The sequence below is a fragment of the Mesorhizobium sp. WSM4849 genome (genome assembly GCF_055811385.1).
The window spans coordinates 239868-266066 of record NZ_JBVVPW010000004.1 but is presented as its reverse complement, the minus strand read 5'-3'; the positions used below and the strand labels follow the sequence as shown (position 1 = coordinate 266066).

Annotated in this window: 24 protein-coding genes; 11 read left to right on the top strand and 13 right to left on the bottom strand. The window is 61.9% G+C overall.

Annotated elements, in window-relative coordinates; genetic code table 11:
- The first annotated feature begins 297 nt into the window (after positions 1-297).
- Positions 298-1173, top strand: a complete 876-nt coding sequence (locus tag AC0L3L_RS06360) for a DMT family transporter (RefSeq protein WP_473636953.1) — start codon at positions 298-300, stop codon at positions 1171-1173.
- A 70-nt stretch (positions 1174-1243) separates the two neighbouring features.
- On the opposite strand, the gene AC0L3L_RS06355 is transcribed toward AC0L3L_RS06360, so the two are convergent.
- On the bottom strand, positions 1244-2095 hold the full coding sequence (locus AC0L3L_RS06355; protein WP_473489271.1) for a YihY/virulence factor BrkB family protein: 852 nt from the start codon (positions 2093-2095) through the stop codon (positions 1244-1246).
- A 57-nt stretch (positions 2096-2152) separates the two neighbouring features.
- On the opposite strand from AC0L3L_RS06355, the gene AC0L3L_RS06350 reads away from it, so the two are divergent.
- From AC0L3L_RS06350 to AC0L3L_RS06320, 7 genes are all read left to right on the top strand, one after another.
- Positions 2153-3019: an SDR family oxidoreductase gene (locus AC0L3L_RS06350; RefSeq protein ID WP_123149185.1), complete on the top strand. Its 867-nt coding sequence runs from the start codon at positions 2153-2155 to the stop codon at positions 3017-3019.
- Between the two features lie 23 nt (positions 3020-3042).
- Positions 3043-3234, top strand: a complete 192-nt coding sequence (locus tag AC0L3L_RS06345; RefSeq protein WP_123149186.1) for a twin transmembrane helix small protein — start codon at positions 3043-3045, stop codon at positions 3232-3234.
- 28 nt (positions 3235-3262) lie between these two features.
- Positions 3263-3844 (top strand): cob(I)yrinic acid a,c-diamide adenosyltransferase, encoded by a 582-nt coding sequence (locus tag AC0L3L_RS06340; RefSeq protein ID WP_473636952.1) that lies wholly within the window; start codon positions 3263-3265, stop codon positions 3842-3844.
- A gap of 25 nt (positions 3845-3869) precedes the next feature.
- Positions 3870-4670 carry a rhomboid family intramembrane serine protease gene (locus AC0L3L_RS06335; RefSeq protein WP_473489273.1) on the top strand — a complete coding sequence of 267 codons (801 nt, stop codon included), beginning with the start codon at positions 3870-3872 and terminating at the stop codon, positions 4668-4670.
- Between the two features lie 312 nt (positions 4671-4982).
- Positions 4983-5732, top strand: coding sequence for an electron transfer flavoprotein subunit beta/FixA family protein (locus AC0L3L_RS06330; RefSeq protein WP_473489274.1), 750 nt, complete (start codon positions 4983-4985; stop codon positions 5730-5732).
- A 157-nt stretch (positions 5733-5889) separates the two neighbouring features.
- Positions 5890-6819, top strand: coding sequence for an electron transfer flavoprotein subunit alpha/FixB family protein (locus AC0L3L_RS06325; protein ID WP_473636951.1), 930 nt, complete (start codon positions 5890-5892; stop codon positions 6817-6819).
- A gap of 117 nt (positions 6820-6936) precedes the next feature.
- Complete coding sequence (locus AC0L3L_RS06320) at positions 6937-7815, top strand: 3-hydroxybutyryl-CoA dehydrogenase (RefSeq protein ID WP_292192597.1); 879 nt, start codon at positions 6937-6939, stop codon at positions 7813-7815.
- A gap of 443 nt (positions 7816-8258) precedes the next feature.
- Here the strand turns inward: AC0L3L_RS06320 and AC0L3L_RS06315 are convergent, their stop codons facing one another.
- The 7 genes from AC0L3L_RS06315 to AC0L3L_RS06285 all read right to left on the bottom strand — a co-directional run bounded on the left by AC0L3L_RS06315 (position 8259) and on the right by AC0L3L_RS06285 (position 16877).
- Positions 8259-8948 (bottom strand): response regulator, encoded by a 690-nt coding sequence (locus tag AC0L3L_RS06315; protein WP_473636950.1) that lies wholly within the window; start codon positions 8946-8948, stop codon positions 8259-8261.
- Positions 8945-11668: a DUF4118 domain-containing protein gene (locus AC0L3L_RS06310; protein ID WP_473636949.1), complete on the bottom strand. Its 2724-nt coding sequence runs from the start codon at positions 11666-11668 to the stop codon at positions 8945-8947. Before AC0L3L_RS06310 ends, AC0L3L_RS06315 begins: the two co-directional genes overlap by 4 nt.
- A gap of 121 nt (positions 11669-11789) precedes the next feature.
- Positions 11790-12653, bottom strand: a complete 864-nt coding sequence (locus AC0L3L_RS06305) for a DUF4118 domain-containing protein (protein WP_473636948.1) — start codon at positions 12651-12653, stop codon at positions 11790-11792.
- 240 nt (positions 12654-12893) lie between these two features.
- Positions 12894-14813 carry a potassium transporter Kup gene (locus AC0L3L_RS06300; RefSeq protein ID WP_473636979.1) on the bottom strand — a complete coding sequence of 640 codons (1920 nt, stop codon included), beginning with the start codon at positions 14811-14813 and terminating at the stop codon, positions 12894-12896.
- Positions 14814-15021: 208 nt separating this feature from the next.
- Positions 15022-15111: a K(+)-transporting ATPase subunit F gene (locus AC0L3L_RS06295; protein WP_473636947.1), complete on the bottom strand. Its 90-nt coding sequence runs from the start codon at positions 15109-15111 to the stop codon at positions 15022-15024.
- 520 nt (positions 15112-15631) lie between these two features.
- Positions 15632-16270 (bottom strand): NrsF family protein, encoded by a 639-nt coding sequence (locus tag AC0L3L_RS06290; RefSeq protein ID WP_473636946.1) that lies wholly within the window; start codon positions 16268-16270, stop codon positions 15632-15634.
- Positions 16271-16322: 52 nt separating this feature from the next.
- Positions 16323-16877, bottom strand: a complete 555-nt coding sequence (locus AC0L3L_RS06285) for a sigma-70 family RNA polymerase sigma factor (protein WP_473636945.1) — start codon at positions 16875-16877, stop codon at positions 16323-16325.
- A gap of 207 nt (positions 16878-17084) precedes the next feature.
- On the opposite strand from AC0L3L_RS06285, the gene AC0L3L_RS06280 reads away from it, so the two are divergent.
- From AC0L3L_RS06280 to AC0L3L_RS06270, 3 genes are all read left to right on the top strand, one after another.
- On the top strand, positions 17085-18095 hold the full coding sequence (locus AC0L3L_RS06280) for an iron ABC transporter substrate-binding protein (RefSeq protein ID WP_473636944.1): 1011 nt from the start codon (positions 17085-17087) through the stop codon (positions 18093-18095).
- 176 nt (positions 18096-18271) lie between these two features.
- Positions 18272-19858, top strand: coding sequence for an ABC transporter permease (locus AC0L3L_RS06275; protein ID WP_473636943.1), 1587 nt, complete (start codon positions 18272-18274; stop codon positions 19856-19858).
- Positions 19855-20937 carry an ABC transporter ATP-binding protein gene (locus AC0L3L_RS06270; protein ID WP_473636942.1) on the top strand — a complete coding sequence of 361 codons (1083 nt, stop codon included), beginning with the start codon at positions 19855-19857 and terminating at the stop codon, positions 20935-20937. Before AC0L3L_RS06275 ends, AC0L3L_RS06270 begins: the two co-directional genes overlap by 4 nt.
- Before the next feature lie 47 nt (positions 20938-20984).
- On the opposite strand, the gene AC0L3L_RS06265 is transcribed toward AC0L3L_RS06270, so the two are convergent.
- The 5 genes from AC0L3L_RS06265 to tlpA form a co-directional block, all read right to left on the bottom strand.
- Complete coding sequence (locus tag AC0L3L_RS06265; RefSeq protein ID WP_473636941.1) at positions 20985-22052, bottom strand: sn-glycerol-3-phosphate import ATP-binding protein UgpC; 1068 nt, start codon at positions 22050-22052, stop codon at positions 20985-20987.
- A gap of 7 nt (positions 22053-22059) precedes the next feature.
- The gene (gene ugpE, locus AC0L3L_RS06260) at positions 22060-22908 is read right to left on the bottom strand and encodes a sn-glycerol-3-phosphate ABC transporter permease UgpE (RefSeq protein WP_473636940.1); all 849 of its coding nucleotides are present in this window, start codon (positions 22906-22908) and stop codon (positions 22060-22062) included.
- A gap of 8 nt (positions 22909-22916) precedes the next feature.
- Positions 22917-23801, bottom strand: coding sequence for a sn-glycerol-3-phosphate ABC transporter permease UgpA (gene ugpA / locus AC0L3L_RS06255; RefSeq protein WP_473636978.1), 885 nt, complete (start codon positions 23799-23801; stop codon positions 22917-22919).
- 81 nt (positions 23802-23882) lie between these two features.
- A complete protein-coding gene (gene ugpB / locus AC0L3L_RS06250; RefSeq protein ID WP_473636939.1) occupies positions 23883-25193 on the bottom strand; it encodes a sn-glycerol-3-phosphate ABC transporter substrate-binding protein UgpB in 1311 nt (436 codons plus the stop codon).
- A 319-nt stretch (positions 25194-25512) separates the two neighbouring features.
- Entirely contained in the window at positions 25513-26199 is a 687-nt protein-coding gene (gene tlpA, locus AC0L3L_RS06245; protein WP_473636938.1) for a thiol:disulfide interchange protein TlpA, read from the bottom strand.

The following is a 26199-nucleotide window of genomic DNA, read 5'->3' as shown; positions in this document are numbered from 1 at the left end:
AGACCCTGGGATGACGAAGGCGCGGGGGCTCACGGCTAATCGCCAGCGTCAGGGATGGCGGCTGGAGGCCGGCCGAAAGCGACCGTCCACGGTCGCTTTCAGGCTCGGTCTAAGAACCAAATCCTCTGTGCAGAGGAACTGGATCATGTTTTGATCTTGATCCTCCCTGCCCCAGAGCGCCTCCTTCAATTCGGGTGAGCCTATGGATCAACCGTTTGGTTTTGCTTGCCGGGTTGAACCGCATTAGAGCAGTCGCGACAGTCAACCCCTCACCGAGCACGCGGCAGCCTTCCGAAAATGCACAGCATCAAGCGGTTCATCCCCGCCTCTTTCGTCGTCCTGTGGGCGACCGGCTTCATTGGCGCGCGTTACGCCATGCCGTGGGCCGAGCCGTTCACCTTCCTGGCCGCGCGCTTCGTTCTGGCAGCCGTCCTGTTGGCCGCCTTGATGGCAGCACTCGGTTCGAGGCGGGCGACCCGCGCGGAAGCGCTGCACGCGACCGGCGCCGGCATCCTGATGCATGGCGTCTATCTCGGCGGCGTGTTCTGGGCCATCCATCGAGGCATGCCGGCCGGGCTTTCGGCCTTGATCGTCGGGCTGCAGCCGCTGATCACGGCGGTGATGGCCGGCCGGTTTCTTGGCGAGGGCATCCTGCCGCGCCATTGGGCCGGTCTCGGCATCGGCCTGTTCGGTGTGGTCATCGTGCTGTGGCCGAAGCTCGGTGCCCTCGGCGGCGGCGTGACGGCCGAGACGCTGGCCGCCTCGCTTGTCTCGGTGCTCGGCATGAGCGCCGGCACGATCTGGCAGAAGCGCTTCGCCTCCGGCGGCGATCTCGTGGCTGCCACCAAATGGCAATATGTCGGCGGCGCGTCGGTGATGGTCCTTGCCTCGCTCGCCTTCGAGACGCAAACGGTGGTCGTCAACGGCGAGCTGATCTTTGCCATGGCATGGCTGGTGCTGGTGCTGTCGATCGGTGCCATCTTCCTGTTGATGGTGATGATCCGCGACGGCGAGATGTCGAAAGTCGCTTCGCTGTTCTATCTGGTCCCGGCGGTCACCGCGGTCATCGCCTGGATATTGTTCGGCGAACAGTTGACCCTGGTCCAGATCGTCGGCATGGCGATCGCGACGCTCGGCGTCGGGCTGGCAACCGCTCAGCCGACCAAAGCATGATCCCGAACCGAAGGTCAGCGAAGCAAAAAGTGGGAACCGGTTTTCGGAGAAGATCATGCTCAAATAAGAATCAGCCAACCCGGGCGCGTGCCTCCAGATAGCGGCTGATCGCGGCGTTGAGCTCACCGCCGAGGATGAAGATCGCCGAGACGATGTAGAGGAAGACGACCGCGACCATGATCGAGGCAAGGCCGGCATAGGTCGTCACATAGGACGAGAAACGGTCGAGATAGGCGGCGAAGATTGTCGACCCGATGAGCCAGGCAATCAGCGTGAAGATGATGCCCGGTATGATCGAGACGAAGCGGCGCTTGCCCGCAGGCAGCCAGTAATGCACTGCGAACAGCCCGCCGACGATGACGACGGAGGCGATGATGTAACGCCACAGCGTGATCGTGCCCATATAGGGCTTTATCCATTCGAAATTGGCCTCGGCCAGCCGCCCCAGTAAGGGCGCGAAAACCACGAGCACGCTGATCACCAGAAAACCTGCCGTGGCGATCAGCACGAAGACGATGCTCTGCACCCGGCGATAGATGATGCCGCGCGTTTCGGAAACGCGGTAGGCGCGGTTGAGCGAGGTGCGCAGCGCCTCGATGCCGTTCGAGGCGAAGAAGGCGGCAAGCAGCACGCCATAGGTCAACAAGTCGGTGCGCTGCACGGTGAGCACGTTGAGCACTTCGCGCGCGATCGGCTTGGCGATTTGCTCGGGCCAGGTGTCGAAGACGAGATGCACGGCGGTGTCGGCAAAAGCCTGTGCGCCGAGGAAGCTGGCCAGCGTCGTGGCGAAAATCAGAAAGGGGAAAAGCGCCATCAGCGCCGTGATCGCCAGATGACTGGCCATCGCCCAGCCATCGTCTGCATCGAAATGGCCGAACGCGTCATAGAGCACGCGTTTGACGGCTACGATCTTCCGCAACACGAACCGCGTTCCCTTCGATTGTCTCGACGCCGAGAATATGGGAAGGGATTGCGGCAAATGGCAAGCCTAGGTCAAAGCACGCCTCCTCCTGGAGGAGAGTTGCGCACCATCATCGTCACCGGAGCTTCTTCCGGGATAGGCGCCTATTGCACCCGGGCGCTGAAGGCGGAAGGCTGGCGGGTGTTCGCGACGGCACGCAAGCCGGAGGATATCGCCGCCCTCGAGGTCGATGGTATCGAGGCCTTCTATCTGGACTACCGCGAGACCGGATCCATCGAGACGCTGGTGGCGTCAGTGCTGGAGCGGACGGGCGGACGGCTCGATGCCCTGTTCAACAACGGCGCTTACGCACAGCCCGGCGCCGTCGAGGACCTGCCGGTGGCAGCACTCAGGGAGCAATTCGAGGCGAATGTCTTTGGCTGGCATGACCTTACCCGCCGCGTCGTCCCGGTGATGCGGCGCCAGGGCCATGGCCGTCTTGTCCACTGCTCCTCGATCCTCGGCCTGGCGCCGCTGCCCTTTCGCGGCGCCTATTCGGCGTCGAAGCACGCGATCGAAGGGCTGATGCTGTGCATGCAGCAGGAACTTCAGGGCAGCGGCATCCATGTCTCGCTGATCGAGCCGGGGCCGGTGACATCGAAGATCGCCAGCAACGGCCTTGTGTGGTTTCTCAGGAATATCGACCGTGAGAATTCCGTCCACCGCCGCGCCTACGAGGCGCAGCTGCAACGGCTGCAGGCCGGCGGCAGCACGTCACGGCTGAAGCCTGGGCCGGAGGTGGTTCATGCGGCCTTGCGCCATGCGCTTCTGTCGCGGCGCCCGCATCCGCATTATGTGGTAACGGTGCCGGCCAGGATCGGCGTTATCCTCAAACGCATGCTGCCGGCATCAATGCTCTACCGCCTGCTTGCCAAACGCGCCTGAACGCAATCGACTGGAAACACACTATGGCAACCGTCTTCAACATCCTCGCTGTCCTCGTCATGGTCGCCGTGGTGATCGTGCTGATCCGCGGCCTCGTCAACATGATGCGCGGCGGCTCCGGCATGACCTCCAACAAGCTGATGCAGACGCGCGTGCTGCTGCAGTTCGTGGCATTGGTGCTGATCATGCTGGCGGTGTATTTCACCCGCAAGTGACGAGGGTGGCGAGTTCGGGAGGCAGAGCGTGGTCAAGCTCAACAAGATCTATACCCGCACCGGCGACGACGGCACCACCGGCCTCGGCACCGGTGAACGGCGGCAGAAATCCGATCTGCGCATCGACGCCTATGGCACGATCGACGAAGCCAATGCCTGCATCGGCATGGCCCGCATCCACACCGCAGCAACATATCCGGCGATCGATGCGATGCTCGGCCGTATCCAGAACGACCTTTTCGACCTCGGCGCCGATCTGGCCGTGCCGGACGACGGCAAGCCGCTCGACTATGAGCCGCTGCGCATCACCGCTGCGCAGACCGACCGTGTCGAAAAGGACATCGACCTGCTCAACAAGGACCTGCAGCCGCTCAAATCCTTCGTGCTCAACGGCGGCACGCCGGCGGCGGCTGCCCTTCACCTCGCCCGCACGGTTGCACGGCGGGCCGAGCGCATCATGGTGGCTTTGACGCAGGTCCCAGGCGAGCAAGTCAACCGCGAGGCGATAAGATACATCAACCGCGTATCGGACTTTCTGTTCGTCGCCGCGCGCGCAGTCAATGACAATGGAAACGCCGACGTGCTATGGGTTCCCGGCAAGAACCGCTGAATCTGCCGAGGCGGGAGGGGGTCCGATGTTCATCCCGCTTTATGACACCAACCGGCTGCGCCACATCAAGCTGCAATATGTGACGATCGGCCTGATCGCGTTCAACACGCTCATCTACTTCGCCACCGCGCTTGGCGGCGAGCAGTTCACCAACGCCGCTGTGCTGGGCCTCGGCTTCATTCCGTCGGTCGTCCACGACAGCGTCGAACTGGCTCCGCAGTTTGTCGTCATTCCGGAGAGCCTGAGCTACGTCACCTATTCCTTCCTGCATGCTGATATTTTCCACCTCGGCGGCAACATGCTGTTCCTCTGGGTGTTCGGCGACAATGTCGAGGACGCGCTCGGCCATGTCCGCTTTCTCATCTTTTATCTGCTTTGCGCCATTGCCGGCGCCTTCTTCCAGGGCCTGATCGCGTGGGACTCGCAGGTTCCGCTGATCGGCGCGTCAGGCGCCATCGCCGGCGTGGTCGCCGCCTATCTGATCCTCTACCCCAGGGTGAAGGTATGGGTGCTGGCCTTCGCCCGCATCCCACTGCGCATCCCGGCCTTCATCCCGCTCATCCTTTGGATCCTGTTCCAGATCGTGATGTTCGCCGCCGGCGGCGAGGATCAGATTTCCTGGGCCTGCCATGTCGGCGGCATCATCGCCGGGGCCGTGCTGGTGCTCGTCTTGCGCAACCGCGCCGTACCACTGCTTGCCGGTGCTGAGGAAGAAACCACGTTGGTCGTCGGCCCGGCACCCGCTGCTGCAGAGCCCACGGCAAGCGACCCGCTAGCGCAGCCGGCGCCGCGCTGGGGCCGGGGAAGCGCCTCCAGTCCGGACTGAACCGATTTGAGTGCGTCGCGGATGATTTGGGCGCGCCCCGGATATTGACGTGCGGGGTCGCCGCAACTACGGAAGCTTTCCCACAATGCATGTCGCGCAAAAGTGTGCAGCGGTTTTGCGATAACGAGATGCATAAAACAACAACCTAAAGCGCGTCGCGTGTGGCCGGTCAAACGCGACGCGCTTTAGGCGGTCGGAGACCAGAATTCCGTCCGGAATGTCGGCTTTCGACAACTCTGAAGAGGCGCACACTGCTATAGCGCGCCCGACTATCTTGAAAGAGGTGGCTATCGTGAAAGAGGTGACAGGCAAATGAAGATCCTTGTGCCCGTGAAGCGGGTTGTGGATGCGAATGTGAAGGTTCGTGTGAAAGCTGACGGTTCGGCGGTGGAACTCGCCAACGTCAAGATGGCGATGAACCCGTTCGATGAGATCGCGGTCGAGGAGGCGATCCGGCTGAAGGAAGCCGGCAAGGCCGAGGAGATCATCGTTGTCTCGATCGGACCGCAGCAGGCGCAGGAGACCTTGCGCACCGCACTCGCCATGGGCGCCGACCGCGCCATCCTGGTCAAGACCGACGAGCAGACCGAGCCGCTGGGTGTCGCCAAGGTGCTGAAAGGCGTCGTCGAGGCGGAAAAGCCCGGTCTCGTCATTCTCGGCAAGCAGGCGATCGACGACGATTCCAACCAGACCGGCCAGATGCTGGCCGCACTTCTCGGCTGGGCGCAAGGTACTTTTGCTTCCAAGGTCGTGATCGATGGCGACAAGGCCAAGGTGACGCGCGAGGTCGATGGCGGCCTGCAGACGGTGGAGCTGAAGATGCCGGCGATTGTCACCGCGGATCTTCGCCTCAACCAGCCGCGCTATGCCTCGCTGCCCAACATTATGAAGGCCAAGAAGAAGCCGCTCGACGAGAAATCGCCCGCCGACTACGGCGCCGACGTCAAGCCGCGCCTGAAAGTGCTCAAGACCGAAGAGCCGAGCGGCCGCAAGGCGGGCGTCAAGGTCAAGAGCGTCGCCGAGTTGGTCGACAAGCTCAAGAACGAAGCCGGCGTGCTCTAAGGAAATCCGATGAGGCCGGCCTGCAAACGGCCGGTTTCTCCGCTTCCGGTGCTCACGTACTGAAGTACGCTCCGCTCCGGTTCTCGAAACCAACCGTTTTCGACTCGGCCTGACCGGATTTCAGGGAGTCTCGAAAAGGAAAGTCAGGGATATCATAATGGCTATTCTTCTGATTGCCGAACACGACAATGAAACGCTTTCCGACCAGACCGCCAAGGCGCTTTCGGCGGCACTGCAGATCGGTTCGGACGTGCATGTGCTGGTCGCCGGCAAGGGCGCCAAGCCGGCAGCCGACGCCGCCGCCAGGCTCAAGGGCGTGAGCAAAGTGCTGCTCGCCGAAGCCGACGAACTCACCGAGCGTCTCGCCGAGCCGCTGGCGGCGCTCGTCGTCGGCCTCGCCGGCGCCTATGACACGATCATCGCGCCGGCGACCTCGTCGGGCAAGAATGTCGCGCCGCGCGTGGCAGCCCTGCTCGATGTCGCGCAGGTGTCGGAGATCATCGAAGTGGTGTCATCAGACACCTTCAAGCGGCCGATCTATGCCGGCAACGCCATCCAGACGGTGCAGTCGAGCGACGCCAAGAAGGTCATCACCGTGCGCACCGCCTCCTTCCAGGCCGCACCCGAGGGCGGTTCCGCTCCGGTCGAGACGATTCAGGCGGCGGCCAATCCCGGCCTGTCGAGCTTCGTCGAGAACAAGCTTTCCGAGACCGATCGCCCAGAGCTGACTTCGGCCAAGATCATCATCTCGGGCGGCCGCGCGCTGGGCTCTTCGGAGAAATTCCAGGAAGTCATCCTGCCGATCGCCGACAAGCTCGGTGCGGCCGTCGGTGCCTCGCGTGCCGCCGTCGACGCCGGCTACGCGCCGAACGACTGGCAGGTCGGCCAGACCGGCAAGGTGGTCGCACCCGATCTCTACATCGCCGTCGGCATCTCCGGTGCCATCCAGCATCTTGCCGGCATGAAGGATTCGAAGGTCATCGTCGCCATCAACAAGGACGAGGAAGCGCCGATCTTCCAGGTCGCCGACTACGGCCTCGTCGGCGACCTTTTCGTCATTCTGCCGGAGCTGCAAAAGGCGCTTTGACGCCTTCTGGCAAAGCGTATTAAATTGTGAAGCGCGGGGTAGACGAAGTCGCCCCGCCCTTTTAGTTTGCACCGCACAAAAAGCAGGCCGCAAAGGCCTTTTGACGGGATCGGTGTAATGAACAAGATCGAGACGATCGGCATCATCGGCGCGGGCCAGATGGGCGGCGGCATTGCGCATGTGTCCGCGCTTGCGGGCTACAAGGTGCTGGTCTACGACATCTCACCCGACCGCATCGAAAAGGGCATCGCCACGATCAGCGGCAACATGGCCCGCCAGGTCGGCTCCGGCAAACTCGAGGAAAAGCTGCGCAACGAGGCGATGGCGCGCATTTCGGCAGCGCCCACCATGGCCGATCTTGCGGGTGCCGATCTGGTGATTGAAGCGGCGACCGAGGACGAGACGGTCAAGCGCAAGATCTACGCCCAGCTCTGCCCGCAGCTCAATCCCGAAGCCATCCTGGCGACGAACACCTCGTCGATCTCGATCACACGTCTCGCCGCGCAGACCGACAGGCCGGAGCGTTTCATCGGCATTCATTTCATGAATCCGGTTCCAGTGATGAAGCTGGTCGAACTGGTGCGCGGCATCGCCACCGAGGACCAGACCTTCGAAGCGGCAAAGGCCTATGTGAACCATCTCGACAAGACGATCACCGTCTCGGAGGATTTTCCGGCCTTCATCGTCAACCGGATCCTGCTGCCGATGATCAACGAAGCGATCTACACGCTCTATGAGGGGGTCGGCTCGGTCGACGCGATCGACACCGCCATGCGGCTCGGCGCCAACCATCCGATGGGACCGCTGCAGCTTGCCGATTTCATCGGCCTCGACACCTGCCTGTCGATCATGCAGGTGCTGCATGACGGTCTGTCGGATTCGAAATACCGCCCCTGCCCGCTGCTGGTGAAATATGTCGAGGCCGGCTGGCTCGGCCGCAAGACCGGACGCGGCTTCTACGACTATCGCGGCGAGCATCCCGTTCCGACGCGCTGACCGGCGATACGAGCCACCGGACATCGCGCGCGGTCGCGCTGAGCGAAGACCATGCGGCTGTTCTGTCGACAGCTTCGTGGCCGCGGATCGAAGACCGCATCGGGCCGAAAGTGGACTGGCGGCTTCTGGTGCGAGATGTGAGTGAGCGGACGTTCTGCACGGCAAGGGTTTGTCCTGATCTGACCATTGCCGTTCCGAAATCGATTTTCTCTCCCGAAACCCGGACCTTCGCGAGGGGCCGATCGAGCCTGGCAAAAAATGCCGAAAGGCACTCGCTTTTGCTCTGCTCGATATGGAGACATCGAGAATGATGTTCTCGAAAGGAACGAAGTCGCCGATCTTCTTGCCAGATCCATTGATGATGCCCTCTTGCCCCGCTTTCTATCTTGAGCAGATCGGAGCGACGAACCGTTCGGTTCAATCTTCCGCCGTATTGCCGCCCCTCAATTCGGTGCACGCAGCCGATAGCCGATCCCGGTTTCCGTAAGGACATACTGGGGACGTTCAGGAATTTTTTCGATCTTCTGTCTGAGCTGGCGGACATAGACCCGTAAGTACTGCGTGTCGGTCAGACCATCCCAGAGCTCGCTCAGCAAAAACCTGTGGGTCAGCACCTTGCCCGCGTGCTGGACCAACAGACGCAACAGGTCATATTCCTTGGGAGAGAGCTTTATTTCTTCTTCGCCTATCCTGACGATGCGACGCACCAGATCGACGGAAAGATCACCGACATGAAAAATCGGTCGCTCGCCCTGCACCTGGAGCTGGTGCCGAAGTGCCGCCCGCATTCGTGCGAGAAGCTCATCCATGCCGAAAGGCTTCGTCACGTAATCGTCGGCGCCGAAATCGAGCGCCTGGACCTTGCCAGCTTCGTCGCCCCGGCTTGACAGAACCACGATCGGGACGCCCTCGTTGCGTTCGCGGATCATCCTCAACAATTCGAGGCCGTCGATGTCGGGAAGACCTAGATCGAGAATGATCAGGTCAGGATTCTGGGCCAACAACTCCAGGCCCGCCTTTCCGTTCGGCGCTTCGAGGACGTCATAGCCGTGAGTCCCCAAACCCATACGCAGCAGCTTGCGGATGGGCGGCTCATCGTCGACGATCAAAACCCGGAGCGTGGAAGCGGTCATGCGGCAGTGTCCAATTGCTTGGAGTTCGCGGGAACGGGCAGCCTGATCGTGAACACCGCTCCGGAGCGGTCGGAGCGGTTCGCCGCGCTGATTGTCCCGTTCATCGCTTCGATGAATCCCTGCGAAATCGCGAGCCCCAGGCCGGTGCCGGCCCGCACTTTATCGCCCTTTCGCGCCCGATAGAACTTGTCGAAGATGTGCTCCAAGTCGCCAATCGGAATACCGTCGCCCTCGTCGAACACTTCCAGGCAGACTGAATTTTCATCACGCCGGCCCTCTATGCGGATGGCCGTCCCGGCTGGGGAGTACTTCGCTGCATTGTCCAGGAGATTGAACAGTGCCTGCTCGAACAGGACAGCATCAAGCATCAGCATCGGCAGGTCGGGGGCGAACTCCAGCTCGACCTCATGCCCACTGAGAATTCGAGTAGCGCGATCAAGCGCGCTTCCCACGATTTCTCCGATATCGTGCAGAGATGTGTTCGCAACGACCGCGCCCGATTCGAGCTTGGTCATGTCGAGGAGGTTGGCGATAAATCGGTTGAGCCGCTCTGCCTCGTCGATGATCGTCGCAAGCAGCTCGGCTCTTTGCGCATCCGCAAGGTCGGGCCACATATCCCGCATCGCTTCTGCTGATCCAAGTACCGCGGAAAGCGGCGTCTTCAGGTCATGCGAGATCGATGTCAGAAGAGCCGATCGTAGCTTCTCGGTTTCGACGGTATGTTTGACGCGTTCCATGTCCTCGACCAGATGGACCCGCTCGATGGCCAGTGCCGCCTGATCGGCCAAGGCGTCGAGCAGGCGCCGCCCGTCGGGCGTGAGAAGTGGCCCCGGCTTGTCGCTGTCGATGCCAACAACGCCCACCGCCCCGCGTCCGGTCCGCATCGGCAGGAACAAGCGCCTGGCGCCGGGCAGGTTCTCTGAGCCGCGCCCGGCCGGGCGATTGCTTTGCCAGGTCCACTTGGCCGCCGCCAAATCGGCCTCGTCCAGCGTGTCTTCTGGTGGATAGCCGGCCTTGACGGCAATTGAACCATTTTCCGGCAGGAGCAGGACCACCCGTACTTTCAGCATCAATGCTGTCTGGTAAGCAGTTGCCCATAGAACATCGTCGAGGATACCGACGCTGGCGAGCTTCTGGGTGAAGGAATAAAGCAGCTCTGTGGTGCGGGCGCGGGCCATCGCAACGAGGGAATGTGCACGTGCGCGCGCCGCAACATTCGAGACGACGATGGCAACGATCGTGAAGAACAGGACAGCTATGAGGTTGGTCGGATCTGAAATGAAGAGCGTGTAGTAGGGCTTGGTGAAAAAGAAATTATAGCAAAGCGCCGATGCGACGCTGGCAAAAAGCGAAGGCAACAAGCCGAAGCGCACAGCAATGCCGACGACGGCGGTGAGAAAGACGAGGTCGGTATTTGTGACGCCGATCCACGGCCATAACGCTGTGCTCATTGCGACCGCCGCAGCGACCCCGAGCGTTGCATAGGCGTAGGGTAGAAAGTCGAAGGGCCGCGGCCGTTCGTCCGTCTTCACGGTGTTCCTGGGGATGAGATCGCTCTTCAACTCCTCGCCGGCGATGACATGAACGCTGATGTTGCCAGCTCCACGCACCAGGTCATGCACGACGGAGCCGTGCAGAATTTCAAACCATCGCGAGCGGCTCGATTTGCCGATGACGATATGCGTGACGTTGTTCGCCTGCGCGTAGGCGATCAGGTCGTCGGCGACACGGCGCGCGCCGCCCGGGATGGTAATGGCCTCGCCCTCAAGGCTCTGCGCCAGGCGAAGCGTATCTGCGACGCGGTCACGCTGTTCTTCATTCAGCTGCAGGCTGCGCCGCGTTTCGATCGAGAGCGCCGTCCACGGAGCGTGCAGGCGATCCGCGAGGCGCTTGGTGTAGCGCACCAGCCCCACGGCGCGTGGATCCTCACTGACGCAGACCAGAATGCGTTCACCGGCCGGCCATGGTCCCGCGATGGCGCGTGCCTGCATCTGCGTCAGCAATTGCTCGTCGACCCGGTCAGCCGTGCGGCGCAGGGCAAGCTCGCGCAGCGCCGTCAGGTTGGCTGGCGAGAAGAAGTGCTCCAGCGCCCGCTCGGCCTGCTTGGGAATATAGACTTTGCCTTCCTTGAGGCGTCCGATGAGGTCTTCAGGGGTCAGATCGATCAGTTCGACGGAATCCGCTCGGTCGAAGATCGAATCCGGAACCGTCTCCCGAACGCGAATTCGTGTGATCTGCGCAACCACGTCGTTCAGGCTCTCGATATGCTGGATATTGACCGTGGTATAGACGTCGATGCCGCTGTTCAAAATCTCCTGCACATCGAGGTAACGTTTGGGGTGGCGGCTGCCCGGCGGATTGGTATGAGCGAGTTCGTCGACGAGAACGATTTGTGGACGGCGCGCCAGGATGGCGTCCAAATCCATTTCCTCGAGCGATCGGCCCCCATATTCGATGCTGCGGCGAGGAATGACTTCGAGGCCTTCCAGCAGGGCCTCGGTCTCTTTCCTGCGGTGGGTTTCCACAACCCCCACGACGACGTCCTGGCCGTCCTTCTTCCGGGCACGGGCGGTCTGCAGCATTCCGTAGGTCTTGCCGACGCCAGTCGCTGCTCCGACGAAAATGCGAAGCTTGCCGGCTCGCCCTTCCTCCGTCCGGGCCGCCTCGAGCAAGGCCTCGGATGAGGGCCGCTTATCACGATCGCTTCGTTCTTCCGGCATCACGCTTCGATACTATCCGGATGTTGACAGGAAAGCATCGCATTCAGTTTGCCGATCGAGCCGAAGCGCGATTCTCCGACTGCTCATTGAACCGTTCCGAGCCGGTCGGATGCGAACTGCCTTATGGCCGAGCATCGCGGTTAGCCCGGAAATGCCGATGGTCAAGGGCCACGGCTAAAAAACGCCCTACGATATCGACTAGCGTGCCGGGCACCGGCGGACGTTCATCGGGATCGAATGCAAGTCCAATGGCGGCGGACTGGCCCTCTGCCGTTGCCACGGGCCAGAAGTCGAACCGCGAGGTCAACGCCGGGTAGACTCCGGCGGGCGAAAAAAGTCCCGTGGCCAACGACGAGCGCGCCGCCTCGATCTCTGCCTCTTGCGGCTCCACGCCACCGACACTCTCAACGGAAACTACTTTGCCCTCCTTAACCAGAATAATGACGACAGGAACCTGGAACAGCGCCGCAAGAGCATGGGAAGTGATTGAGACGATCGCCTTCGCATTGCTGGCCGCCACGACGTCATTGCTGTAGCCTTGCAGCACCGTCAGCTGCCTTCTCAGGAGCGCCGCATCAATTGCCCTGCGCCGGGAGGTAAAGGCAACGGCACTCACGATAAGTCCGACGACAAAAAGTAGCCCGATCGCCCAGACGTTTGCCGGCTCGTCGACGATCAGCGTATAGCGAGGCTCCGTCAGGAAGAAGTTGTAAGCAAGAGCCCCAAGTACCGCCGAAAAGAGGGAGGGGCCTAAACCCAAGCCAACGGCCGCTATGATCACCGGCACCACAAATATGAGGGAGATGTTTGGGATTGCCACTTGGCTGTCGACACCGACAGCCACGACCGCCGCGACGGCGGTCATTGTAAACGTAGCAAGGTAGCGCACTACAGCTGGAGCCTCTGAGGAGGCCAAACGCAAAATCGGATCGGCATCCGGCAACAGCCTGGTTTCCCACCGCAGCTTCGGCTTGACATCGGCCATTGGTTCAACTCCCCAGCCGGTTACACGCGGTCTTATGCGGCAATTTGCTGGCGTAGAGCATACCAGCCTGCCTGCTACGGGCCGCCGCATGACACGAACCTAGGTGGACACCCATAAAGGTTCCATTCGTGCGGGTGCCGCAAAAAATAAAAATCCCATAAAAATTCCATAACCTTGTTCGACGACGGTGCCGGGGACTCAAAGGAAGGCGTCGCAAATTGATGCCCGCCGCGAGTTGGGTCAGATGGTGACTTGGGTGCCGATCTCGACCACGCGCCCAGTCGGGATCTGAAAGTACTCCGTGGCGTCGGCGGCGTTCCCCGCCAGTCCGATGTACAGCCGATCCTGCCAGAGCGGCATGCCGGAATTGGGTGAGGCCTTGAGCGAGCGCCGCGACAGGTAGAAGGACGTCGTCATGATGTCGAACTTCCAGCCCTGCTTGCGGCAGATCGCCAGCGCGCGTGGAATGTTGGGCTGCTCCATGTAGCCGAAGGTCAGCGTCACCCGCATGAACAACTCGTTGATCGTTTCCATCTTGACCCGATCGCTGTCGGGCACCACCGGCTGCGGCGCCGTCACCACCGACAGGATGACGTTCTGTTCATGCAGCACCTTGTAGTGCTTCAGGCTGTGCATCAGCGCGGTCGGCGCGCTTTCTGGATCGCTGGTCAGGAATATCGCGGTGCCTGAAACCAGGTGCGGCTTCTTCTTCAGGAGATTGTCTGCAAGGAAAGCAAGGGGAATTTCGCTCTTGCGGGTCTTGTCGAACAGATAGCGCGTTCCGCGAATCCAGGTCCAGATGATGAGGCACATCACGAGCGCAATGGTGAGCGTGACCCAGCCGCCGTTGACCACCTTGATGACATTTGAGCCAAGAAATACCAGATCGACGACCAAGAATAGTGCTGTAGCCCAGAGCGCCGCAGTCCAGGACCAATTCCAGACCCGGCGCATAACGACGAAGAGGAGCAGATCAGTCACCACCATCTGACCGGTAACCGAAATGCCGTATGCCGACGCGAGATTGCTCGACCTTTCAAAACCCAGCACCAGCACGATGACGCCGGCGCCGAGCATCCAGTTGACTCGCGGAAGGTAGACTTGGCCCTCCTGTGTCTCAGATGTGTGTAGAATACTAAAGCGCGGCAGGAGGTTCATCTGCACTGTCTGGCGGATCAACGAATAGGCCCCGGAAATGACGGCTTGGCTGGCGATAATTGTGGCGGCCGTCGCCAAACCAACCATCGGCAATAGCGCCCACCCCGGCTGCATGTCAAAGAACACGTTTTCGGGCAAGTTAGTCCGCGTCAGAATGTAAGCTCCTTGCCCTGTGTAGTTTAAGAGAAGACAAGGGAAAACGATGGACAGCCACGCCAAGACAATCGGTCTCCGACCGAAATGACCGAGATCGACGTAAAGCGCCTCCGCACCCGTGACAGCTAGAAAAACAGCGCCGATTGTACCTAGCGAGAGCGCTGGATTGGCGGCGAGAAAATGAATCGCATAATAGGGATTAATCGCCCACAGCACGTCGGGATTGGCGATGATATGGGTTAATCCCGAAATTCCGATCGCTATAAACCAGATACCGGTAATTGGGCCAAATACGCCTCCGACTGCGCCTGTTCCAAAGCGCTGAACGGCGAAAAGCGCAATTATAATAAGCACCGTGATGGGCACGACATAGGGCTCGAAGGCTGGCGCCACAGTCTCAAGACCTTCCACCGCCGCAAGCACCGAAATTGCGGGCGTGATCATGGAATCGCCTGTAAACAGTGCCGCACCAATGACGCCTAAGGCCAATATGGCGGTCGAATGCGCAGGGAAACTCCCGCCTGCAAGCGACATCAAAGAGAGCGTACCACCCTCGCCCTTGTTGTCGGCCCGGAGTACGAACCTGATATACTTGACCGTCACGATCAGCGTCAGCGCCCAAACGATCAACGAAAGGACACCAAGCACGTCCTCGCGCGGCGCTGAGCCATCCGAGGCAGCCACCCGAAGTGCTTCGCGAAACGCATAGAGCGGGCTTGTTCCGATGTCGCCGTAAACGACGCCCAGCGCTCCAATCGTCAAGATTTTGAGATTGGGCTGGCCTGATGGTTCGTGGGCTGCAGGCTGCGCGAGATCGGCACGCCTGCCAACGTCATTATTAGCCATCGAAGCTACTCCATCCAGAACTGGCGGGTTGCGAAGGTTCTGTTGGGCCACAAGAGCGGTGGGTTCGCTGCCACGACCGATGCGACCCATGGCCCATACCCTGCCTGTTAGCGCGACACATTAAGGAGCCTAGCCTGTCTTTCGAGAGCGGCGAGTGCCCCGAACGAGGTCGTGGCCTGAAGCCAGTCAGCGATGGTCATGACGCGCCCTAGAACCGGTCGGGCCGCGGCAGCGCGCAGGCGAGATAGATCATCAGTCCCACAGTCACGATGCTGGCGAGCAAGTAGTCGAGAGTCATGGAAACCCCGTTGTAGCCGGTTACAGGTACACCGACGCTTGAAAAGCCTGCGACTGATTGCGAGCCTGACAACAAATCCATCCCGGGACGTGAATTGTTCGGCACGATACCTGCACGCTCGTCAAAAACTCGCGAACAGTCTTCGCGTCCTTCGAGCGGCTAATTGGCAGTGAACGCATATGTTTTCTAGAGGTAGGCGCGCTAGATGTTATAGGAATCCCATATAGGTGCCGTGCAACACCCCGCGGCGCGAACGGCGGCTCTGGAGAAGCGCGGCAATTGGCGCAACCGCGACGTCCAGCGTGACCGCGATGTCTGCTTTCAGGCGGTGGCAAAGCTGACCTCAACGGCCGACATCGGCGCAGAGCTGCCATTCAGAATCTGACGTGTGAGTGTCGCCTTCGGGTCAAGGGCATGAATTCGGCACGGGCGAACGAATTTTCGCAACGGGTCGAACCAGGTCATTCAGAAATGAATGAGTTTTGACGTTAGAGCATCACGGTCTCCGATCGCGCCGTCGCTACCAGCGCACGAAAAGCCGCCCACCGAGCGCGCCGAGCGCGGCGAGAATGGCAATCGCGATCGTGTACCAGGTGGCGACGAAAAGCGGCGAGTCGTCGAAGCAGTGTGCGGCATAGAAGGTTGCCGCCAACCCACCGGCGAGCAGGCCCGCCACCGTTCCAGCAAGCACCGGCCACGTCGGCGCGCCATAGCGCAGCACCGCCAGGAAGACGGCAAGCGGACCAATGCCGATCAGCGGAATGAACGTCAGGCAGACAACCAGGTTGCTGCCGACCAGCCGCGCGCCCCAGTCGGCCGCAGGCACGGAAAGGAGCTCCAGCACCACGGCAATGATCACCAGCAGCGGTGCGGCAATCATCCAGGCCGCCGCCCTGCTCGTAGATGCACCGGGTGTCGACAGGGCGCGGATCAAGACGAAGGCGCTGACGGCCAGAGCCGTCGTGAAGACGAACTTGGCAAGGAAGCGCATCGTATGCATGGCGGTGGCGATGTCGGTGCGTGGGCCGATCGTCAGCCAAAAAACCACCGCCGCGATTAGCGTAGCCGCACCGGCCGCCACCCACCAGGCCGAGCCAAGCGGCATCGCCCTGCAGCGGGCATCGGCGTCAAGCGCCTTGATGAGATCGTCGGTCCTCATGTCATTCCCGCTTAAACTGTTTGGCCCGCCCGAATTGCTTGGCCCGCCCGAATTATTTGGCCCGCCCGAATTGTTTGGCCGCGAACCGTTTAGCAATAGCTGCGAGCCCACGATGCAGCGATACGCGCACCGCCGTCTCGCTGATACCGAACTTCACCGCCGTCTCGCCGATGGAACGGCCTTCGACCGACACCGACGAAACCACGGAACGTTGCGCCGGCGGCAGGCCGTCCAGGGCCCGATTGATGTCGCGCTCGCTGACCGTCTCGGCCTCCGGTTCGGCGAAGGTCTCGGCGATCTCATCGATCTCGATCTCGACGCGCCGCCCGCGCCGCCGAAAGGCGTCGATCAGCTTGAAGCGCGCTATCGCGTAGACCCAGGGCAGCACAGGTAAATCCTGGCGCCAGGTATGCCGTTTCACATGAATAGCCAGCAAGGTTTCCTGCACGACATCCTCGGGATCGACCCCGCCCTGAACGATCTTGCGCCGGGCGAATCCTCGAACGAGAGCAGCCGTCCGGCGCAGAAAGTCGGCGTAAGCCTTTTCATCTCCCGCGATCGCGGCCCGCATCAGCCGGGAAAGGTCGGCTTCGTCCTTGCCGGTCACAAGAGTTCACTCCCGATATTCGCGCCTCGGCGCTGATTTGTTACGTGGCCGGCGAAATAATGTCCAAGCCAAAATATGGGAATATCACGAAGGTTTCACCTCCAGCGCCCGATTACGCAGCTCATCAATGTTGACTACACCGGTCAGGAATTGATAGGTGCAGCCGTGCTAAATCAAAGACCATCGAGATCGAGAGGGATGACGTCCATGAAATATGCTCTTTCCGCCCTTGCCGGTGCCACGGCACTTGCAATCAGCCTGGTCGCCGGCCGCCCGGCGATGGCCCAGGACGGCGGCATCGTCGTCTACAATGCCCAGCACGAAAGCCTGACCAATGCCTGGGTTGAAGGTTTCACCAAGGAAACCGGCATCAAGGTCACCGTTCGCCACGGCGGCGACAGCGATTTCTCCAACCAGATCGTCGCCGAAGGCGCCGCCTCGCCTGCCGACGTGTTCCTGACGGAAAACTCGCCCGCCATGGTGCTGGTCGAGTCCGCCGGCCTGTTCGCGTCGGTCGATGCCGATACGCAAGCGCAGGTCCCGCAGGAGTACCAGCCGGCCAGCGGCAAGTGGGTGGGCATCGCCGCGCGCAGCACCGTCTTTGTCTACGACAACACCAAGCTGACCGCCGAGCAGTTGCCCAAGTCGCTGCTTGATCTCGCCGATCCGAGCTGGAAGGGACGCTGGGCCGCTTCGCCCTCCGGCGCCGATTTCCAGGCGATCGTCAGCGCCCTTGTGCAGCTCAAGGGTGAGGCCGCAACGGCCGACTGGCTGAAGGCAATGAAAGAGAACTTCACCGCCTACAAAGGCAACAGCACGGTGATGAAGGCGGTCAATGCTGGCGAGGTCGAAGGCGGCGTGATCTATCACTATTACTACTACGGCGACCAGGCCAAGACCGGCGAGAACAGCAAGAACATCGGGCTCCACTATTTCAAGAACCAGGATCCGGGCGCGTTCGTCTCGGTTTCCGGCGGTGGCGTGCTGGCCTCCAGCAAGCACCCGAAGGAGGCCCAGGCATTCCTGAAATGGGTGACCGGCAAGGGTGGTCAGGACGTGCTGAAGACCGGCAATTCCTTCGAATACGCCGTCGGCAAGGGCGCGGATTCCAATCCGGCGCTGGTGCCGCTGGCCGATCTGCAGGCGCCGAAGGTCGACGCGACGACGCTGAACTCCAAGAAGGTGACCGATCTGATGACGGCAGCCGGCTTGCTTTAGTTAGCGTTCGTCCTAAAAGGGCAACCGACTGCGCTCCTGCGGGAATTCGCTTTCCGCAGGAGCGCTCTGTTTTTCGAGATGGCATTCGTCGATGACGACAAGCTGTGTTTTTGGCCATTTTTGCGGCCCTTCGACCGTTTCCGCCACTGGGCGGCAGCGGCGCGGCGTCTGAGCTGATGCATTCTGGGGCCGATCTTGCACGTTCAGGCTTGCCGACCGGCGTGGCGGCTGGGCAATGGACGCGCCGGCGGCCGATATCCTGGATTTCGCTCGCCGCCATCCTGGTCTCACTTTTCTCCCTGCTGCCGCTCGCCTTCATCATCTGGATTGCCGTGCAGACCGGCTGGGAAACCGTATCGGCACTGGTGTTCCGGCCGCGCGTCGGCGAGCTGCTGGCCAACACCCTGCTTTTGGTGGTGCTGGCTGTACCGATCTGCATCGTGCTCGCGGTGGCGCTGGCCTGGCTGACCGAACGCAGCAGTCTTCCCGGCGCCCGCCTGTGGGCCTGGCTGTCGGTGGCGCCGCTCGCTATCCCTGCCTTCGTGCACAGCTACGCCTGGATCACCCTGGTGCCGGGACTGCACGGCCTGTGGGCCGGCGTTCTGGTTTCCGTCGTCGCCTATTTCCCGTTCCTCTATCTGCCGGTGGCGGCAGCTTTGCGCCGGCTCGATCCTGCCCTCGAAGATGCCGCGGCAGCCGTCGGCCTCGGGCCGTGGCGCGTGTTCAGGCGGGTGGTGCTGCCGCAGCTCAGGCTCGCCATCTGCGGCGGCTCGCTGCTGATTGGCCTGCATCTCCTGGCCGAATACGGCCTCTACGTGTTCATCCGCTTCGACACCTTCACCACGGCGATCGTCGACCAGTTCCAGTCGACCTTCAACGGCCCCGCCGCCAATATGCTGGCTGCGGTGCTGGTGACATGCTGTTTCGTGCTGCTCGGGATCGAAGTGCTGGTGCGCGGCGAGGAGCGCTATGCCCGCGTCGGCTCGGGCGCCGCGCGGCAGCAGCAACGCACAAGGCTCGGCCGCGCCACGATCCCGTGCTTGGCTCTGCCGGTCGTCACCACCCTGCTGGCGCTGGGCGTGCCGTTCGTCACCATCGGCCGCTGGCTTGTGGCCGGCGGTGCCGATGTCTGGCGCCTCGATGAGATCGGCTTGGCGCTCGGCCAGACCCTGTTCCTGGCGCTCGCCGGTGCGCTGCTCGCTACCGTCGCCGCCATGCCGATGGCCTGGATCTCGATCCGCGCGCCGGGACCGCTGCAGCGTCTCCTGGAGGGCTGCAACTACATCGTCGGCTCGCTGCCCGGCGTCGTCGTGGCGCTGGCGCTGGTCACCATCACTGTGCGCATCGCTCTGCCGCTCTACCAGACCCTGTTCACGATCCTGGTTGCCTATGCGCTGATGTTCCTGCCGCGCGCCCTGATCAGCCTGCGGGCGTCGATCGCGCAGGCGCCGGTCGAGCTCGAACGCGCCGCTGCCAGCCTTGGCCGATCACCGCTCAAAGCGCTGTGGTCGACGACAATCCGTCTGTCGGCGCCGGGAGCCGCGGCGGGCATGGCGCTGGTGGCGCTCGGCATCATGAACGAATTGACTGCAACGCAGATGCTGGCGCCCAACGGCACCCGTACGCTGGCGATGGCGTTCTGGGCCCACAGCGGCGAGATCGACTATGCCTCCGCCGCACCTTACGCCCTTATCATGGTGGCGATGTCGCTGCCGCTGACCTGGCTGCTCTACGTCCAGTCGAAGCGGATGGCCGGGCGATGAGCTTCCTCGAACTCACCGATGTGCACAAGCACTACGGCCCGGTGGCTGCACTGGCCGGTGTCGATCTCAGCGTGGACAGCGGCAGCCGCACCGCAATCGTCGGGCCGTCCGGCTGCGGCAAGACGACCTTGCTGCGGCTGATCGCCGGCTTTGAGTCGCCGGACCAGGGCCGCATCGTGCTCGACGGCGAGGTGCTGGCCAATGGCGGCGCCGCCGTGCCCGCATATCGGCGGGGCATCGGCGTGGTGGCGCAGGACGGCGCCCTGTTCCCGCATCTGAGCATCGCCGCCAATATCGGCTTCGGCATGCGACATCACGAGGACAAGCGCACCGAGCGCATCGTCGAACTCGCTTATATCGTCGGACTCGACAAGGCGATCCTGAAACGGCGGCCGCACGAGCTCTCCGGCGGCCAGCAGCAGCGTGTGGCGCTGGCCCGCGCCATGGCCATGAAGCCGCGGCTGATGCTGCTCGACGAACCATTCTCGGCGCTCGACACCGGTCTGCGCGCCTCTATGCGCAAGGCGGTGGCCGAGCTTCTGGAGACCGCCGGCATCACCACGATCCTGGTCACCCACGACCAGGCCGAGGCGCTGTCCTTTGCCAGCCAGGTCGCGGTGATGCGTGACGGGGTATTTTCGCAGGTCGGCACGCCGCGCGAGCTCTATCTCAAGCCGAAGGACAGGATGGTCGCCGAATTCCTCGGCGATGCCATCATCCTGCCGGCCAAGATCGCGGACGGTTTCGCCAGCTCGCCGCTCGGCCGCATCGCCGTCGACAGCACCGAACGGCGCGATGTCGTCCGCATCATGCTGCGGCCGGAACAGGTGCTGTTGAAACGGACATCGCGCGAAGGCATGTCGGGCACGCCGGACATGCTGTTCGGCGAAGTGACGGAATCCGAATTCGCCGGTTCGATGTGCACCATCGCGGTGCGGCTCTTGAACAGTCCCGATCCGCCGGACGCAGCCGCGATCGGCAACACGCCATTGATCCTGCGCAAGCCGGGCATGGACACACCGGTGGTCGGCGAGATCGTCCGGCTGACGGTGTCGGGAAAGGCGCATGTATTTGCCTGAACGCTCTTGCGCCTCTCGCGGTTCGCTGGTCGGGACGACAGGCGACTTCAATCGACCCGCTTACCGGCCTGATCGAACCAGTGCAGCTTTTCGGCCCTGGCCACGACGCGCAACTGGTCACCGGGCTTCGCGGTAGCGCGACCCGAGACGCGCACCACGATACGGCTGCCGCCTGCTGCGCAGTGAAGAAAGCTTTCGGCACCGACCGGCTCGACCGCCTCGACTGTCGCCGGCAGGACGAGCGCACCGGGCAGCGCCTCCGCATTGAAGGTGACGTCGGCATCTTCCGGGCGAAAACCCAGTGTCACGGCTGGTGTTTCGCGGGCCGCGAAGCCGATCGCCGTGCCGTCAGCCAATATCGGGCCCGAGGAACTTCCGGTCAGCGCCAGAAGATTCATCGGCGGCGCGCCGATGAAGGAAGCGACGAAGATCGAGGCCGGCTTCTCGTAGATGTCGAGCGGCGCGCCCGTTTGCTCGACCAGTCCGGCGTTCATGACAACAAGGACGTCGGCCAGCGTCATCGCCTCGAGCTGGTCGTGGGTGACATAGACCGAAGTGACGCCAAGCTTGCGCTGCAAATTCTTGATCTCGACCCGCATCTGGCCGCGCAATTTGGCATCGAGATTGCTGAGCGGCTCGTCGAACAGGAAGACTTTTGGATTGCGCACGATGGCGCGACCCATGGCAACACGCTGGCGCTGGCCGCCGGAAAGCTCGCGCGGGCGCCGGTCGAGCAGCGCCGAGAGCTCCAGCACCTTGGCGGTCGAGCGCACCCTGCTGTCGATCTCGTCCTTGGGCGTGCCGCGATTGCGCAGGCCATAGGCCATGTTGTCGTAGACCTTCATATGCGGGTAGAGCGCGTAGTTCTGGAACACCATGGCGATGTCGCGCTCGGTCGGGCCGATGGCGTTGACCACCTTGCCGTCGATGGCGACCGTACCGGCAGAAATCGTCTCCAACCCGGCGATCATTCTGAGAAGGGTGGATTTGCCGCAGCCGGATGGACCGACCAGCACGCAAAGCTCCTTGTCGGGAATGGCGATGGAGACGCCCTTCACGGCTTCGACGCCGCTGGGATAGACCTTCTTCACATCCTTCAGATCGACGGTCGCCATCAGCTTCTCACTTTTCGGATTCGACCAGGCCGCGCACGAACCATCGTTGCATCAGCACGACCACCAGGATCGGCGGCACGATGGCCAGCATCGCCGTGACCATGACCAGGTGCCATTCGGTGTCGGCATCGGCGAAGGAAACCATCTTTCTCAGTGCGATGACGATGGTGTTCATATCGTTGCTGTTGGTGACCAGCAGCGGCCAGAGATACTGCGTCCAGCCGTAGATGAAGAGGATCACGAACAGCGCCGCGATGTTGGTGCGCGACAACGGCAAGAGGATATCGAAGAAAAAGCGCCATGGCCCGGCACCGTCGACACGCGCCGCCTCGACCAATTCGCCCGGTATGGTCATGAAGAACTGGCGGAACAGCAGCGTCGCGGTGGCCGAGGCGATCAGCGGGATGATCAGGCCGGCATAGGTGTCGATCATGCCGAGATCGACCATCACCTTGTAGGTCGGCAGGATGCGCACCTCCACGGGAAGCATCAAGGTGATGAAGATCAGCCAGAAGAAGATCATGCGTAGCGGAAAGCGGAAGAACACGATCGCGTAGGCCGACAGGACCGAGATGAAGATCTTTCCCACCGCAACGCCGAGCGCCATGATTGTGGTGTTGAGGAGCAGTTGGCCGACGCTGACGCCGCCGATGCGACCAATGCCGCCGAACAGCGCCTCGCTGTAATTGTTCCACAGCTGGCCGCCGGGCAAGAGCGGCAGCGGCGGCCTGAGGATGGTCTGCAGCGTGTGTGTCGAGGCAACGAAGGTATAGTAGATCGGAAAAACCACGATCAATATGCCAAGGATGAGCACGGCATGGGCGATGAAGGTGCGGAGCGGGGATTGGCCGATCATCGCTGCCCTCAACCGTAATGGACTTTGCGTTCCACGTAGCGGAACTGGATGGCGGTCAGCGCGATGACGATGGCCATCAGGATGACCGACTGCGCCGCCGAGTCACCCAGGATCAGATTGACGAAGCCGTCATTATAGACCTTGTAGACCAGCGTCTCGGTCGTCTTGCCCGGGCCGCCGCCGGTGACGGCATGAACGATGCCGAAAGTGTCGAACAGGGCATAGACCGTGTTGACGACCAGCAGGAAAAAGGTCGTCGGCGCGAGCAGCGGGAAGACGATGGTCCAGAAGCGCTTGGTCTCACCGGCGCCGTCCATGGCCGCCGCCTCGATCAGCGTTTTCGGCACCGCCTGCAGGCCGGCGACGAAGAACAGGAAATTGTAGCTGATCTGCTTCCAGGCAGCCGCCGACACCAGCAGGATCATGGCGTGGGTGCCGTTGAGCAGCGGATCCCAGGCGATGCCGATGCTTCTCAGCAAATAGGCCAACGAGCCGATCGAAGGATTGAATAGAAACAGCCACAGCATGCCGGCAATCGCCGGCGCCACGGCATAAGGCCATATCAACAGTGTGCGGTAGAGGCCTTTGCCGCGCACTGCCTTCTCGGCCATGACCGCAAGCAGGAGGGCCACACCCATGGCAACGATCGCCGTCGCAAGCGAGAACACCACCGTGACCTTGATCGAGTTGAGGTAGGCCGGATCGGCCAGCACCTTGCGGAAATTGGCGAACCAGACGAACTTGGTCCTCAGCCCGAACGGGTCTTGCCTGAGCATCGACTGGTAAAGCGCCTGACCGGCCGGCCAGTAGAAGAAAACCAGTGTTATGGCGAGTTGTGGCGCCACCAGCAGGAAGGGCAGGATCTTGTTGGGAAAGACGATGCGCGGAGACAGGCTGATTTCCCTCGCTATCCAGGGGTCGCCCACGCCAGCTCGCGTGGGCGATATTCCAATCGACCAACCGAGATAATCTCGTCAGTTCTCTAGCGCTTCCTTGATCGCGGCGTTGCCGCGCGTGACCGCGTTGTCAAGCGCCTGCTGAGCGGTTTGCTGGTCGGCCAGCATCTTCTCCAACTCCTCGTTCTGGATATCGCGCACCTGCGGCAGATTCGGCAGGCGCACGCCCTTCGAGTTGTCGGTCGGTGCCTTGCCCGTCATCTGCAGGATGGGCGTCTCGCGGCCGGGGTTCTTTTCATAAAAGCCTGATTTCTTGGTCGCCTCGTAGGCGGCGAGCGTCACTGGCAGGTATCCCGACTTCTGGTGCAGATATTCCTGCACATCGGTCTTGGACAGGTAGGCAAAGAAGGCCGCGACGCCCTTGTATTGCTCGTCCGACTTGTTGCCGAACACCCACAGGCTGGCACCGCCCGGCGTGGTGTTTTGCGGTGCGCCCTTGGCGTCGCTATCGTAGGGAAGCTGGCCGATGCCATAGTTCATGCCGGACTTGACGATGTCGCCGAGACCGCCCGAGGATTCGGTGAAGATGCCGCATTCGCCGGCAAGGAAGATCTGCTTGGCTTCGGAGGTGCGCCCGCCATATTTGAAGGTGCCATCCTTGGCGAGGTCTGCGAGCGCCTGGAAGTGGTTGACGAAGATCGGCGCATTGATCTTGAGTTCGACATCACCGCCGGCCAGACCGTTCTGCTGGGTGGCCCAGGACACATCATTCCACGCCGCGAAATTCTCCAGATGGATCCAGGTCAGCCAGGTCGAGGTATAGCCGCATGAGGCGGCGCCGCTCGTCTTGATCTTCTTGGCAGCTTCCCACACCTCGTTCCAGGTCTTGGGCGGGCTGTTCACGTCGAGGCCCGCTTTCTGGAAGATGTCCTTGTTGTAATAGAGGATCGGCGAGGAGGAGTTGTAGGGGAAGGACAGCATGGTGCCGTCCGGCTTCGAATAATAGCCGACGATGCCGGGCAGATACTGGCTCTTGTCGAAGGTCAACCCGGCACCGGTCATCACCTCGGCCACCGGCTTGATCGCACCCTCGGCCGCCATCATCACGCCGGTGCCGACATCGAACACCTGGAGAATATCGGGCGCCTGTCCGGCGCGGAAGGCGGCGATGCCGGCATTCAGCGTCTCGGGATAGGTGCCCTTGAACACCGGAACCAGCTCATAGTCGCTCTGACTGGCGTTGAAATCCTTTGAGATCTTGTCGACGACCTCGGCGTTGGCGCCGGTCATGGCGTGCCACCAGCTGATCTGCGTGACGGCGAAGGCGGAGGTGGTGGAAAGCAGGGTCATGGTGGCGGCGACACCGGCCGCGAAGCCGAAGAACTTCATGTTTCATCTCCCGTTTTGTCATTGGCGAAAGGGCACTCTCGCAAAGGCAATATGTGCCGCTCGTGACAATTGGACAACGGTTTTGTTGCGGATCGATGAACTCGATCTCGGCCTCAAAATGGTGCACGTTTCGAAATGAGAGCTGATGGAAAGCAATTTGCCAAGCCGGCTTACGGATCGAACAAGGCGACCGAGATCGGCACGATCGCCGGCGCCTAAAGCGCGTCGCGTTTGAATGGATTCCTGCGACGCGCTTTAGGTTCTTGTTTTGATGCATGTCGTTATCGCAAAACCGCTGCGCACCTTTGCGCGACATGCATTAGTCCGACTTGCCGAGCGCCGTCTCGACCAGCCGCTTGGCGTCCGGGCTCGACCATTCGGCCGGGCCGTTCATGTGAGCGATCAGGCAGCCTTCACCGTCGATCAGCATGGTCACCGGCAGGCCGAGCGCCAGGCCGCGTGTCTTGAGATCGTTGAACAGCGCCATCGTCGAATCGCGGTAGTAGCCGAGCGCCTCGACGCCGGTTTCCTCGAGGAACTTTTTTGGCTTGGTGTCGTCGCCGGCATCGACATTGACCGCGACGACCTCGAAGGCGTCGCTGCCCATTTCTTTCTGCAGCGCGTCGAGCGCCGGCATTTCGGCGCGGCACGGCGCGCACCATGTCGCCCACAGATTGAGCAGCACCGTCTTGCCGGCATGGTCGGCGAGCGTCATCGGCTTGCCGCCAGGGTCGTTGAAGGCAAGGCTTTTCAGCGATTGCGGCGGATCGGCCGGCAAGAGTGCGGCAACCTGCCCGGTAGCAGCCGCCGCGACCGTCTTGGCGCGGTCAGCCTTGGCGGCGCAGGCGGCATCGTCCTTGCTGTCGTCAACTGCGACTTGAGCGGGGGCGTTGTTGCCAGAACCGCTCTCGCTGACATATACCGCGACCGCGCCGGCCAGCACGCCCGCCACCAAAGCGGCGAGGATGAGGCGCGGGGCCGGAAAAAATCGATTGCCGTCTGCCAT

Coding starts and splice junctions, on each gene's coding strand:
- AC0L3L_RS06360 (WP_473636953.1), top strand. CDS start 298: ATGCACAGCATCAAGCGGTTCATCCCCGCCTCTTTCGTCGTCCTGTGG.
- AC0L3L_RS06350 (WP_123149185.1), top strand. CDS start 2,153: ATGGCAAGCCTAGGTCAAAGCACGCCTCCTCCTGGAGGAGAGTTGCGC.
- AC0L3L_RS06345 (WP_123149186.1), top strand. CDS start 3,043: ATGGCAACCGTCTTCAACATCCTCGCTGTCCTCGTCATGGTCGCCGTG.
- AC0L3L_RS06335 (WP_473489273.1), top strand. CDS start 3,870: ATGTTCATCCCGCTTTATGACACCAACCGGCTGCGCCACATCAAGCTG.
- AC0L3L_RS06330 (WP_473489274.1), top strand. CDS start 4,983: ATGAAGATCCTTGTGCCCGTGAAGCGGGTTGTGGATGCGAATGTGAAG.
- AC0L3L_RS06325 (WP_473636951.1), top strand. CDS start 5,890: ATGGCTATTCTTCTGATTGCCGAACACGACAATGAAACGCTTTCCGAC.
- AC0L3L_RS06320 (WP_292192597.1), top strand. CDS start 6,937: ATGAACAAGATCGAGACGATCGGCATCATCGGCGCGGGCCAGATGGGC.
- AC0L3L_RS06315 (WP_473636950.1), bottom strand. CDS start 8,948: ATGACCGCTTCCACGCTCCGGGTTTTGATCGTCGACGATGAGCCGCCC.
- AC0L3L_RS06310 (WP_473636949.1), bottom strand. CDS start 11,668: ATGCCGGAAGAACGAAGCGATCGTGATAAGCGGCCCTCATCCGAGGCC.
- AC0L3L_RS06305 (WP_473636948.1), bottom strand. CDS start 12,653: ATGGCCGATGTCAAGCCGAAGCTGCGGTGGGAAACCAGGCTGTTGCCG.
- AC0L3L_RS06300 (WP_473636979.1), bottom strand. CDS start 14,813: ATGGCTAATAATGACGTTGGCAGGCGTGCCGATCTCGCGCAGCCTGCA.
- AC0L3L_RS06295 (WP_473636947.1), bottom strand. CDS start 15,111: ATGACTCTCGACTACTTGCTCGCCAGCATCGTGACTGTGGGACTGATG.
- AC0L3L_RS06290 (WP_473636946.1), bottom strand. CDS start 16,270: ATGAGGACCGACGATCTCATCAAGGCGCTTGACGCCGATGCCCGCTGC.
- AC0L3L_RS06280 (WP_473636944.1), top strand. CDS start 17,085: ATGAAATATGCTCTTTCCGCCCTTGCCGGTGCCACGGCACTTGCAATC.
- AC0L3L_RS06275 (WP_473636943.1), top strand. CDS start 18,272: ATGCATTCTGGGGCCGATCTTGCACGTTCAGGCTTGCCGACCGGCGTG.
- AC0L3L_RS06270 (WP_473636942.1), top strand. CDS start 19,855: ATGAGCTTCCTCGAACTCACCGATGTGCACAAGCACTACGGCCCGGTG.
- AC0L3L_RS06265 (WP_473636941.1), bottom strand. CDS start 22,052: ATGGCGACCGTCGATCTGAAGGATGTGAAGAAGGTCTATCCCAGCGGC.
- ugpE (WP_473636940.1), bottom strand. CDS start 22,908: ATGATCGGCCAATCCCCGCTCCGCACCTTCATCGCCCATGCCGTGCTC.
- ugpB (WP_473636939.1), bottom strand. CDS start 25,193: ATGAAGTTCTTCGGCTTCGCGGCCGGTGTCGCCGCCACCATGACCCTG.
- tlpA (WP_473636938.1), bottom strand. CDS start 26,199: ATGGCAGACGGCAATCGATTTTTTCCGGCCCCGCGCCTCATCCTCGCC.